12 protein-coding genes are annotated in these 12768 nt (G+C 33.5%); 8 read left to right on the top strand and 4 right to left on the bottom strand.

Features of this window, described 5'->3' with window-relative positions; all coding sequences use genetic code 11:
* Nucleotides 1-27: 27 nt before the first annotated feature.
* Nucleotides 28-504 (bottom strand): YndM family protein, encoded by a 477-nt coding sequence (locus tag AAG068_RS15210; protein ID WP_342714887.1) that lies wholly within the window; start codon nt 502-504, stop codon nt 28-30.
* Between the two features lie 274 nt (nt 505-778).
* Here AAG068_RS15210 and AAG068_RS15205 point away from each other — a divergent pair, with 274 nt between their 5' ends.
* The 3 genes from AAG068_RS15205 (at nt 779) to AAG068_RS15195 (ending at nt 2696) form a co-directional block, all read left to right on the top strand.
* A complete protein-coding gene (locus AAG068_RS15205) occupies nt 779-991 on the top strand; it encodes an alpha/beta-type small acid-soluble spore protein (RefSeq protein ID WP_000069660.1) in 213 nt (70 codons plus the stop codon).
* 194 nt (nt 992-1185) lie between these two features.
* The gene (locus tag AAG068_RS15200; protein ID WP_000872953.1) at nt 1186-1338 is read left to right on the top strand and encodes a hypothetical protein; all 153 of its coding nucleotides are present in this window, start codon (nt 1186-1188) and stop codon (nt 1336-1338) included.
* A 14-nt stretch (nt 1339-1352) separates the two neighbouring features.
* Nucleotides 1353-2696, top strand: a complete 1344-nt coding sequence (locus tag AAG068_RS15195; RefSeq protein ID WP_342714884.1) for an amino acid permease — start codon at nt 1353-1355, stop codon at nt 2694-2696.
* A gap of 52 nt (nt 2697-2748) precedes the next feature.
* Here AAG068_RS15195 and AAG068_RS15190 read toward each other — a convergent pair whose 3' ends face one another.
* Nucleotides 2749-3375 carry a LysE family transporter gene (locus AAG068_RS15190; RefSeq protein ID WP_342714883.1) on the bottom strand — a complete coding sequence of 209 codons (627 nt, stop codon included), beginning with the start codon at nt 3373-3375 and terminating at the stop codon, nt 2749-2751.
* A 91-nt stretch (nt 3376-3466) separates the two neighbouring features.
* Nucleotides 3467-4225: a YqcI/YcgG family protein gene (locus tag AAG068_RS15185; protein ID WP_342714882.1), complete on the bottom strand. Its 759-nt coding sequence runs from the start codon at nt 4223-4225 to the stop codon at nt 3467-3469.
* Nucleotides 4226-4733: 508 nt separating this feature from the next.
* Between AAG068_RS15185 and cotF the strand changes: the two genes are divergently transcribed.
* The 3 genes from cotF (at nt 4734) to AAG068_RS15170 (ending at nt 6884) form a co-directional block, all read left to right on the top strand.
* Complete coding sequence (gene cotF, locus AAG068_RS15180; RefSeq protein WP_065484273.1) at nt 4734-5213, top strand: spore coat protein CotF; 480 nt, start codon at nt 4734-4736, stop codon at nt 5211-5213.
* Between the two features lie 341 nt (nt 5214-5554).
* A complete protein-coding gene (locus AAG068_RS15175) occupies nt 5555-6061 on the top strand; it encodes a DUF2243 domain-containing protein (RefSeq protein WP_342714881.1) in 507 nt (168 codons plus the stop codon).
* A complete protein-coding gene (locus AAG068_RS15170; RefSeq protein WP_342714880.1) occupies nt 6051-6884 on the top strand; it encodes a cytochrome c oxidase assembly protein in 834 nt (277 codons plus the stop codon). Before AAG068_RS15175 ends, AAG068_RS15170 begins: the two co-directional genes overlap by 11 nt.
* 706 nt (nt 6885-7590) lie before the next feature.
* Here AAG068_RS15170 and AAG068_RS15165 read toward each other — a convergent pair.
* A complete protein-coding gene (locus AAG068_RS15165) occupies nt 7591-8448 on the bottom strand; it encodes an MBL fold metallo-hydrolase (RefSeq protein ID WP_342714879.1) in 858 nt (285 codons plus the stop codon).
* A 336-nt stretch (nt 8449-8784) separates the two neighbouring features.
* On the opposite strand from AAG068_RS15165, the gene AAG068_RS15160 reads away from it, so the two are divergent.
* Both AAG068_RS15160 and ppsA read left to right on the top strand, forming a co-directional pair.
* Nucleotides 8785-9987, top strand: a complete 1203-nt coding sequence (locus AAG068_RS15160) for a macrolide family glycosyltransferase (RefSeq protein ID WP_342714878.1) — start codon at nt 8785-8787, stop codon at nt 9985-9987.
* A 152-nt stretch (nt 9988-10139) separates the two neighbouring features.
* Nucleotides 10140-12746 (top strand): phosphoenolpyruvate synthase, encoded by a 2607-nt coding sequence (gene ppsA, locus AAG068_RS15155; RefSeq protein WP_342714877.1) that lies wholly within the window; start codon nt 10140-10142, stop codon nt 12744-12746.
* Nucleotides 12747-12768: the final 22 nt, after the last annotated feature.

Raw genomic sequence — 12768 nt, 5'->3', positions numbered from 1 at the left:
AATAAAAAAGTGGCATTGGCCACTTTTTTATTTTTTAGATGTATCCTCAACTTTGGATTTATTTATTGTAGAAGAATCCATATATTCATCTGACATTTCCATAGCATATTTATCAGGATGAATATGATTGTAATTTCTTAATTCATCGTCGTTACGCAGTACTAACCTCTTCATATAAATGTGGAAGAAAACCTCTATTCCGCCAATAATTAAAGCGGCTAAGAATGAAGAAAGTCCAATATTACGAGTAGCATCTAAATTAGTAAACAAGGATGTTAAAAGCCAAATTCCGAAGAAGCTTAAGCCGAAATCTGCCATTGTAGCAATCATATTTCCGTATTTAGGTAAAATGAAGAGATCGCCGATTAAATAGGCAGCTCCTGTTAAGAAAAGAGAAATGAGTAATACTCTAGGAATGGAAATGCCTTGAAAGATACTGAGTACGATAAGTAATACTGCAGTTATCGCTGTGTATTTAATTAATAAAGCAACAATATGTTTCATCATTTTCCTCCATTGTTTAAACGTATATGGAATAAAATATTTCATTAGAAACGGGTTATGCTTTTATATAGCGTAACCCGTTTCATTTTCTGATGGAAGCCTATTTATAATATCCCATGGCACGTATATTATATTTCGTTCTCCTATACACTATTATGTTGGGCTTAAAGGGCATCAATTATACCTTTGAATTCGTGGTCGTAATTACCAATTAATTAGCTATATATTTTGGCATGTAATTTAACATATTAAAGAAAGAAGGAGGTGAATCAATATGTCAAACAATAACAGTGGAAGCAGCAATCAATTATTAGTACGTGGTGCTGAACAAGCTCTTGATCAAATGAAATATGAAATTGCTCAAGAATTTGGAGTGCAACTTGGAGCGGACGCAACAGCTCGTGCTAACGGATCTGTTGGTGGTGAAATTACAAAACGTCTCGTATCATTAGCGGAGCAACAACTTGGTGGTGGAGTTACTCGTTAATTTTATATACAAAATGGATATAGAGGAGAGGCATGTCGTCTCTCCTTTCTCATACATTTTTTAGATTTACAACTATATCTCGAATTTATTTGTTTAACTTTTAGACTTACAAGGTTTTAAATACATAATTAATTTTTGCGCAATAAAAGGATAAAAGATGCGAGGTTATATTTGATGCGAAAGGAGCAGAAAAAATGAAATATGAAGCATTATTTACAGTTGAGATTTCTGTAGGAAGTGAAAGAGTAGCAAATCACAAAATAAAGGCTCATGATGTCGTTGATGTTGTTGAAAAGCTTGCTGAGAAGTACTTAAGTGATCATGAGGGGCATTCTCAAAATGAATAAAGGAGAATCGTAATATGACCTGTCATGATGTTAAGAACGAAACGAAAGAAAAAAAAGATTTAAAATGGTGGCAACTCTCACTTATTGGAATTGGTTGTACAATAGGAACGGGCTTTTTTTTAGGATCCAGTATAGGGATTAAAATAGGTGGTTCGTCAATTATTCTTATTTTGATTTTAACGGGATTCACTACATATATTGTATTTGAAGCATTGGCAAAAATGGCAGTGGAAGATCCGCAAAAAGGATCGTTTCGCATTTATTCAAGAAAAGCTTTTGGAAATTGGGCGGGTTTTAGTCACGGATGGACATATTGGTGTTCGGAGTTGCTTATTATGGGCAGCCAGTTAAGTGCGTTAGGAATCTTTTCACGTTACTGGTTCCCTAAAATACCACTATGGATATTTGCTGCTGTATATGGAGTAGCGGCTATATTAATTATTTTTATAGGGGTAAAAATATTCGAACGTTTAGAAAAATGGATGGCTATTATAAAAATCGCGGCTATTATAGGATTCATTGTGATTGCTATTTTGGTTATTTTAGGATTTATAAAGGGTGGTTTATATAAGGCGCAAATGCCGCGGAATTTTAAAGATTGGTTCCCAAATGGATTAAAAGGCACTTGGTCCTCTCTAATTTATGCATTTTATGCATTTGGAGGAATCGAAATTATGGGGTTAATGACAATAAGACTTAAAGACCCTAAAGATGCACAAAAATCAGGGAGAGTAATGTTAATGATTTTAACGATTATTTACGTAGTCTCTTTAGGGTTGGCAATTATGATGGTACCATTAAACCAGTTTAATACGAAAGAAAGTCCTTTTGTAATAGCGTTACAAGACTATAATTTGCCGTATGTGCCATTTATTTTAAATGTAGTATTAATTTTAGCGGGTTTTTCAACGTTAGTTGGTTCATTATTTGCAGTGACAAGTGTATTAATGAACTTAGCTGAAGAAGGTGATGCACCTGCAATGTTTGCTAAAAAAAACAAGAAAAATATCTCTTTTCCAGCTTTAATTCTTATCATAATGGGGCTTGGTGCTTCTATCCTTAGTGCTTTATTACTACCAAAAAATATATATGAATATGTAACAACTGCAGCTGGATTAATGTTGTTATATACATGGAGTTTAATTCTTCTCTCCTTTTGGAGACTAATGAATCCAAAAGGTTGGATGCAAATAAAAAGTATTATTGGTCTTATTATGATTGCACTAGCTGTTAGTGGAACACTATTGCAAAAAACAACGCGTTTTGGTTTCCTAGTGAGCTTGTTGTTTTTAGGAATAGTTGTTATTGTTACTATAATTGTTCATTTTGTCTCAAGAAAAAGGGATACAGCTATATGAAGTATCTTTCTTTTCACAACAGGAATAGTATGTCAGAACTAAATAATAGAAGTTATTGAAAAATGATTTGGTAAGTTTGAAAACCAAAATATAATCCATAAATAATAAGTGATATTCCAGATACTATCATTATAAGAGACAATATACGAGTATTCAAAAATTTACGAAATATACTAGATGTACTTGCCATCGTAATATCCCAAATAAAAATACCTAAAATGGTACCAAAGCTATATAACAAAAGCTGCTCTTTATTATAGGAAGAAGCGGCTTTTGCTAATATAGAGCCGAAAATTCCAAGCCAAAATAGAATTGTTAATGGATTAGATAAAGACATAAAGAAACCAGAAAAAAAGCTTTTAATAATTGAATCATCATTTCTCGTATTACTAATGCTAATTTGATTCGCGTTTTTTAAACTTTCGATACCTGTATAGATTAAAACAAAAGCCCCGAAAGACCATAAAAAAACTTTTATAATCTCTTTTTCGAGGAAATGAATGACACCTAAATAAATAAGCGCCATATAGATAATATCTGCAATTAAGGCTCCTATGCCAAGAATCCAAGCGTGAAAAAACCCACTCCTAATACCTTTTTCTAACTGTGCAGCATTAATAGGCCCCATTGGAGCAGATAATGATAAACCTAAGAAAACATAGCTTAAAAATATGCCCACGTATAACATGCTCCTCCCACTAAATTTGATCTATATTAAATCTATTCAGTGGTTAAAGTTTGTACAACTAAATAATAAAAAGTGGAGTGGATTACTTATTTTTATGCAAGTATTTTATGATTCGAGAAAACGGACATTTGGATGGAATTGTTTCATCATCACGTAAAAAATATTGCTGCCATTCATAATTATCTTTTTCACCATAATCTTTAAGAGAAGGGTGAATAGGAGCTTTGTCATAAGCAGCTAGACGTTGACGTATTAAGTTTTTTAGTTTTCGTGTGCGTTTCTCAGAATTCATAATTTCCTGTAAAACCCATCTAGGAGTTAAAGCAAGCATCATACATGAAAAATGTCTACTTTTTCTATTAACATGGGCAGGTGTAGCGCAATAAACAAAATATGATTCATTATGAAAGCAAAATTCCCAAGTGTTTTCCATAGGATCTTTTGGAATGTGCATAGGCCATTCCATCTCGTCCAAACGGCTAGTTGTATTAAGTAGAGACCAATAAATATGTTCAAAATCCTCAACGGTAGTTTCTTGCTTTAAATCTATTGGTGTATGAATAAAAACAATAAGTGAAGCGTATTGCCCTGTGTCTCTAGAACATTCCGTATATTCTTTAAGTAATGTGGCAAAATCAGCGCTAGTATTCGTATCTCTAGGATCACCAATGAATCCGTACCGGAGGTGATTGGCTGTAAAGCCGTGTTGAGCTGGGATACAAGGGAAAGGTTTATTTTTATCTGTCATTTTTAATTTAAAAGAACGGAAAGCTTCTTGTTGCCAATGTGGAAGGTTAGTAATATTTTTTTGTAAAGAGTCTTTATCGTAAATTATAGTCATCTTTTTATCCCTCCTAAGTCATAATATATAGCCTATTAATTATTTAGAAATAGGTGACTAACACGGCTAAAGTAATTATTTTTTAATCTATAAAAATAAAGTGATTTAATGGAGAATCCCCTTCAATGTAGTTACTTTAATATTTGATTTTTAATAATATATAAATTTAAGTAACTATAAAATTAAAAAATATGAAGGTACAATGTTCACATTTATATTTTCTAACTAGTATGGTTTATAACGAAACGAGAAAGGATGTATTATGGTGGGGATTTTTAAGGAAGAAAAAATTAAATTTATAGATTGTAAAGGCGAAGAAGTCATTTTGAAAATTAAAATTAAGGATATAAAAAAGTAGGGAAGAGGAATTAAGTTTATTTTATGGTGATTAACATAGAAAATGGAAAGTAATGATAAATTAGGTTGAAATGAATTTATGTAGTATAGGCCCCTTTTACATTTTTTTGCATAATGTTGTAGCATGAATGAATATTAAGGGGGAACATATATGTCTTATCCTAATCAGTTAGCTTGGCATGAAACATTGGATCTACATGAATTAGTAGCATTCCAAGCGAACGGTTTAATCAAATTAAAAAAGTCAGTTAGAAATGTACCTGATCAAGCACTTCAATCGTTATATATTAAAGCTATAAATGCCATCCAAAACAATCTACAAGAGTTAGTACAGTTTTATCCATATGCTCCTGGATTTCAATCACAGCATCGTGATGACACTGGATTTTACGCTGGAGATTTGCTTGGATTAGCAAAGACATCTGTTCGAAACTATGCAATCGCAATTACTGAAACTGCAACACCCCGACTTAGAGAAGTTTTAACCCGTCAAATAAATGGCGCTATACAATTACATGCGCAGGTTTTTAACTTTATGTACGAACGCGGTTACTATCCAGCTTACGATTTAAAGCAACTATTAAAAAATGATGTTCAAAATGTGCAAAAGGCAATACAAATGCAATATTAAAATGAAGATATGGAAATTACCTTAAGAGAAAAACTATAGTTTATTTATACAGGATCAAATAGTTAAGACTAAATGGTAATTTCCATTGTTAATAAATTGATTAAAGGATAAAAATATAGATTCATTCGAAAATACTAAAGAAATTATACTAACGCTGTTTTAGAATGGTGAACTTCTTAAAGTTTTTTAGGGAGTTGTCATCAAATATTAAATATGCTAGAGAATAAGTATCTATACGATATTTCTAACTGAACATTAGTTTCCTTTGGCGCTAAGTATGTTTAGCACGTTTTTCTTTTGGGAAAAATAAGAATATACATTAGTGGAAAGGGTAGGATTTAATGGGTACTAAAACCGATAATACAAGCTATTTAACCTCTTCTGTTTATTTGACCCGTAATCTATGGTCAGGTATCTTGTTTGGCCTAGGGTTAGTAGCTTTTATAGATGAAACTATTTTTCATCAACTGCTACATTGGCACCATTTTTATGATAAATCTACAACAGATATTGGACTGATTTCAGATGGTCTTTTTCATGCTTTTAGTTGGTTTGCAACGATTGGTTCCTTGTTTATGGTTGCTGATCTTCGCCGTAGAAATGCATTTTGGTTGAAAAGATGGTGGAGCGGGTTAATGCTTGGTAGTGGTGGATTTCAATTATATGACGGTATAATTCAACATAAACTAATGAAAATACATCAGATTCGATACGTAAATAATGTTCTTATCTACGACGTAATATGGAATATAATTGCGACTGTAATGGTCTTAATTGGAATTCTACTAGTTTTTCAGACAAGAACCGATGAAAGATTATTGAGAGGGAAAAGTTTAGATGAACAATAACCATCTTCATCACGAAATATGGAGTTTATTGGATTTTTCGTTATTCGTATTCATTTTAATTATATTAATAATTTATGTTGTAGCGACGGTATTATCAAATCGTCAGTACAAACGATGGCCGTTATATCGAAGTGTCTTCTGGGTTTTAGGGCTTATTTGTGTAGCAATAGCAGTTGTTGGACCTTTAGCTCATCGCGCTCATAATGACTTCACAATACATATGCTTGTGCATTTGCTCCTTGGGATGTTTGCTCCAATTTTTATAGCATTAGCAGCTCCGATGACTCTTTTTTTACGAACGCTCAATGTGGGAACAGCGCGACGTCTTTCAAGTATACTAAAGAGTAGGCCTTTAAAAATCCTTACTCATCCAATTATCGCAACCTTGCTTAATTTAGGAGGGTTATGGATTCTCTATACGACTAACTTATACTCGATGATGCAGAAAAGTATACTTCTTCATTTGTTCATACATTTCCATGTTTTTATTGCAGGATACCTGTTTACCACATCAATGATTTATGTTGATCCAATATCCCATAGGTATAGTTATATATACCGATCAATTATTTTAATAGTTGCATCAGCTGGTCATGGGATATTATCGAAATACATATATGCTCATCCGCCTGCTGGTGTAGTCACTGAACAAGCTGAAATTGGGGGCGTGCTGATGTATTATGGTGGGGATTTCGTTGATATTGTTCTTATTTTTATACTTTGTTTGCAATGGTCCAGGGGTAGCAGACCGAGAACAAAAGTCAAGAATATAGTAAGGTCATGGAATGTATCGGATTTTTTGAAACTAAAAACATTGAAATGAAATTTGGTCAAAATGTACTTGAAAGAAACATTAATAAAAATCAATATTTTATTTTCATCTTTAAAATTTATGTTATGACTATTTAACATTGAAATATCTCCATGTTTATACTAAAGATTCTAACATTGAATTCATTACATCATTGCCTATGAAATATACAAGTTGAGATAACGGATTCCAGCTTGTCATTAATCTATCTACGCTAATTTTTTATTTCTGTCACAACATCTTAATAACTTTCATAAAAACCTCTTTAGAAGCCAAGTTAAAAGGATTGAATTTCGGGATATGGTTAAAAATATGGAGTTTTGTATGAGTTTTAAAGGTTATAAATAAAAAAGCAGCTAGCAAAAGCTAACTGCAGCGAGGAAATTACATTCATGAATGTAAGGAGTATAACTATTTCATGGATTAAGTATAATATGAACAAAAAATTTAAGCTTATGCTATGAAATTAAAAAGAGCAGTTATTTATTATGACTGCTCTTTAATGGTAAGAAATAAAGCCTGGGTAAGAAGCAGACTTTATTAAAGATAGTGTGTGCGAAAGCTCGATTTTTATTCCAAAAGAGTAGTTCGATTTTTAGGATATAGATATTGCCTACATTCAATTTTTTAACAGTTTAAGTTTAAAACCTTTTGAATGATAATTTTGTATTATATTTTGATTCATTAATATGAAAAGATAAACAAAGTATTTTCATGCTTAATGTATCTTTTTGTCTACATATTTTCCATAATCGGGTACAGCGATTTTATCAAATTCTTGAACGAGTGTTTTGAGGCTTGTTGATAGCAATTCACCTGACATTGGTATCCCATGTCCAGTAATAGCGACTAGAGGCTTTATTTCTTCTAATTTAATGATTGATTTTTTAGCGGCTTTCCAATCTGTTGTTAAATAACGGGGTGGTCCGCTTATTTCCTGTTCCTGAGTAAATACTTTATATAGATATTCCTGTTTCACCGTAACAAAAGCGTCCCCAGCAATTAAAGTTCGGTCTTTTTCTCGGAATAATGAAATGTGCCCAGGAGTATGCCCTGGTGTATGAATCCATCTAAACTCTGGCATATGGGTAACAGTTCCATCGGTAGGTAGTGCTTTTACGCTATTTCCTAAATCAATCGGTTCATTAGGGAACAGGGGAGACATTTTCGCTACCATACCACCTTCAACTGTTGGATCTGGTTCAGGATAGCTTTGTTGTCCAGTCAAGAACGGTATCTCCATTTGATGGGCATAGACTGGAACATCCCAATACTTAATGAGTTCAATTATTCCTCCAACATGATCAAAATGCCCGTGAGTTAAAATAATTGCTTTTGGACGGCTATTTGTACCAAATCGCTTCTCAGTAACAGAGATAATTTCATTTGCACATTTAGGCATTCCAGCATCAACTAAAACAAAATCATTAGTCTCAGGGTTTCCAACAAAACAAATGTTGACGATTTGAATCGTATAACAAAATAAATCAGGTAATAGTTCGATACCGTGACCACTTTTAATTGAAGTTGCTGGAATAAACTTGTAATCACTTCCGTAATTCATTTCATTGTCCAATTTTTATCCCCCTTAATATATGTTAATACAACATTATAGTTCCCTAATTTTGAAAATCCATTTTGGTGGATGACGTTTTATAAATACAATTTCATTCATTTCTTTTAGTATTTCACATTCTGTTTACTTACATAGAGTGCATATTCAAACTTATTTCTGTCACAATTCAGAAAGTCTCCACTTGAAGTAGGCATCCATCTTTTGAGAATTTATAGTATATCGACTTTGTTTCTTACTCGTTTATTACATTTACTATCACAAGTATCCATTATTAAAATGAAGAGAGAAACGCACTTTATTATAGGGGATTTTTAATTTTAGAGGAGGAACTATCATATGGCAAAGGTACTGATGTTTAATTTTCCAGGGGAAGGACATGTGAATCCAACTCTTGCTCTTATTGAAGAATTAGTAAAAAGAGGAGAAGAAGTTGTTTACTATTGTGTAGAGGAGTATAAGGGGAAGATTGAAAAAACAGGAGCTTCGTTTCGTCCATATGAAAATTTTTTAGAAAAAGTAGACATGTTAGAAAGAATGAATGGAAAAATACATCCCTCTGAACTATTATTACATATGGTAAAATCCATGGACAAAATAATAAAGATTATTATAGAAGAGCTGGAAGAAGAAAAATATGATTATGTAATATATGATAACAATTTTGCAGTAGGATGGATTATAGCTGAAGCACTAAATGTACCTAGAATTTCTTCATGTACAACATTCGCAGTTACTAAAAAGGTATTTAACGCCCTGATGAACAATCACAATGAAGGAGATAAAACATCACCTTCCTATCAAGAAGTTACGCGTATTCTAGAAAAATGGCAAAAGGTATATGGTTTTTCTATGAATGAAAAGAAAAATGTAATGACGTGTGCTGGAAATATTACTCTTGTATATACATCTGAATTCTTCCAACCAGATGTGGAGGAATTAGATGATTCTTATATTTTTGTTGGTCCCTCTATTACATCACGGAAAGATATGCAAGAAATTACTTATAAACAAAAGGAAGAAGAGAAACTTATTTATATTTCTATGGGAACTGTATTTAATCAACAAATGGATTTTTATTATACATGTTTTGAAACATTTAAAAATTTTCCTGCTACTATCATATTATCTGTAGGAAAACATATTGACATTAACCAATTGAAAAATGTTCCACATAATTTCAAGGTTTATAATTATGTGCCTCAGCTAGAGGTCTTGAAACAGGCTAATCTTTTTATTACACATGGGGGAATGAATAGTTCTAGTGAAAGTTTGTATTTTGGTGTTCCTATGATCGTTATACCAGTTATGGGAGATCAACCGATAGTGGCTCAAAGAATAGAAGATTTAAAAGCTGGCATACAATTAAATCTAAAAAATCTTACTCCAGCGACATTATATAATACAGTAATGGAGGTATTATATAATGATGTATACTTAGAAAATAGTCATAAAATTAAATGTACTTTAAAAGATGCTGGTGGATATATTAAAGCTGCTGACACAATAGAAATATTTAAGATGAACATGGATATTAAATAAGATGCCCCAGTTTTAAAAAGCGGCAACTGGGGCATCTTATTACTTTCTTCCTAACTTAATTATATCATGTAAATCACGTTCGAAATAGACTGTTTATTCTCATTTACTACTGTTACAATCAAGAACACATGATTAGTAAGGAGAGATGTTAAATGAGTTCTTTCGTTCTCGATTTTCAGGAAATAGAAAACACACAGCTTTCACTCGTTGGTGGAAAAGGTTTGAAGTTAGGGGAGTTATCTAACATTCAAGGGATACAAGTTCCAGAAGGATTTTGTGTTACAACGGTAGGATATGAAAAGGCCATCGAGCAAAATGAGGATCTTCAAACTTTGTTGCAGCAACTAACAAAGTTGAAAAAGGAAGAGCGAGCTCAAATTGGTGAAATGAGTAAGAAGATTAGAGAAGTCATTATGGCAGTAGAAATCCCTACTGATGTAGTGGAAGCGGTAGCTCATTATCTCTCACGTTTTGGAAATGAACATGCGTATGCCGTGCGCTCTAGTGCTACGGCTGAAGATTTACCGTATGCCTCGTTTGCTGGTCAACAAGATACGTATTTAAATATTATCGGAGAAGAAGCGATTTTACAGCATGTAAGAAAGTGCTGGGCGTCTTTATTTACAGAGCGAGCAGTTACGTACCGCATGCAAAATGGTTTTGAACATAATCAAGTTTCTATATGTGTTGTCGTTCAAAAAATGGTTTTCCCTGAGGCTTCGGGCATTTTATTTACGGCCGATCCGATTACTTCTAACCGAAAGGTGTTATCAATCGATGCAAGTTTTGGACTTGGTGAGGCATTAGTATCAGGACTGGTCTCTGCTGATAATTATAAAGTAAAAGAAGGCGAAATTACCGAAACGATGGTAGCGACTAAAAAAATAGCTATTTATGCATTAAAAGAGGGCGGAACGGAGACGAAACAGATTGATCCGGTTCAGCAAAAACTTCAAACATTGTCTGAACAACAAATTTTACAACTAGCAAGTATCGGAAGACAGATTGAAGCTTATTTTGGTTGTCCGCAAGATATTGAATGGTGTTTAGCCCATAATACATTTTATATTGTCCAAAGTCGCCCCATTACGACTTTATATCCAATTCCTGAAGAAAATGATGGGGGAAATCATGTGTATATATCAGTTGGTCACCAACAAATGATGACCGATGCGATGAAACCGCTTGGGTTATCTTTTTTCCTGTTAACGACTAATGCTCCTATGCGTAAAGCGGGAGGACGGCTGTTTGTTGATGCTACACAACAATTAGCTTCACCTGCTAGCAGAGATTATTTAATAAATACTTTAGGAAAATCAGATCCACTCGTAAGAGATGCATTAACGACTATAATCGAGCGAGATAATTTTATTACATTGTTGCCGGATGATGAAAAAGAAAAGAGTGTTAGTAAAAGTAAGCAACCTGCAAATTCGCAACCAGAAATCGCAAATGATCTGGCAATCGTTACGAATTTAATACAGAATAGTGAAGCATCAATCGAAGAGTTAAAACGAAACATGCAAATGAAATCAGGGGTGGATGTACTTGATTTTATTTTGGAAGACATTCAGCAATTAAAGAAAGTATTATTTAACCCGCAAAGTATCGCTGTCATTATGGCAGGAATGAATGCTTCAACATGGATGAATGAAAAGATGGAGCACTGGCTAGGCGAAAAGAATGCAGCAGACACGCTTTCTCAATCGGTACAAAATAATATTACGTCTGAAATGGGTTTAGCATTACTGGACGTTGCTGATGTGATTCGGCCGTATCCAGAAGTTATAGCGTATTTACAACATGTAGAAGAAGATAGCTTTTTAAATGAATTAGTTCAGTTTAAAGGCGGGGAGAAAGCTCGAGAAGCAATCAGTGCTTTTCTAAATAAATACGGAATGAGATGCAGCGGAGAAATCGATATTACGAAAACGCGCTGGATTGAAAAGCCAACTACAATTATCCCGATGATTTTAAATAATATAAGAGACTTTAAAGCGGGTGCTAGTAAACGGAAGTTTGAAGAAGGGCTGCAAGAAGCATTGAAAAAAGAAGAAGAGTTAGTAAATCGATTGCAGCACTTGCCAAATGGAAAGCAAAAAGTAGAAGAGACGAAGCAAATGATTTGGAATATACGTAATTTTATCGGTTATCGTGAATATCCAAAATACGGCATGATTAATCGTTATTTCATATATAAGCAGGCATTATTGAAAGAAGCTGAGCAACTTGTGCAGAGCGGTGTCATTCGTGAGGTCGATGATATATACTATTTAACTTTTGAAGAACTTCACAAAGTTGTTCGCACGAATAAACTAGATTACGAGCTGATACAAAAACAAAAAAATGATTACAAATTATATGAAAAACTAACGCCTCCTCGTATCATGACGTCTGATGGAGAAATCATTACAGGTAAATATAAACGAGAAAACCTCCCAGCTGATGCGATTGTAGGCCTGCCTGTTTCTTCAGGAGTGATTGAGGGAAGAGCTCGCGTTATTTTAAGCATGGAAGAAGCGAATTTAGAAGAAGGAGATATATTAGTTACTGCGTTTACTGACCCTGGCTGGACACCATTATTTGTGTCTATAAAAGGATTAGTCACTGAAGTTGGCGGACTTATGACGCACGGAGCAGTAATTGCACGTGAATATGGATTACCAGCAGTCGTCGGAGTAGAGAATGCTACAAAATTAATAAAAGACGGACAACGAATTCGGGTACATGGGACTGAAGGGTATATTGAAGTGTTGTAATGAAATAAAAGATCATCCGCTA

It is taken from the genome of Bacillus paramycoides (assembly GCF_038971285.1).
Taxonomy (GTDB): Bacteria; Bacillota; Bacilli; order Bacillales; family Bacillaceae_G; genus Bacillus_A.
The sequence above is the reverse complement of the archived record's forward strand: the minus strand, read 5'-3'. Positions and strand labels throughout refer to the sequence as shown.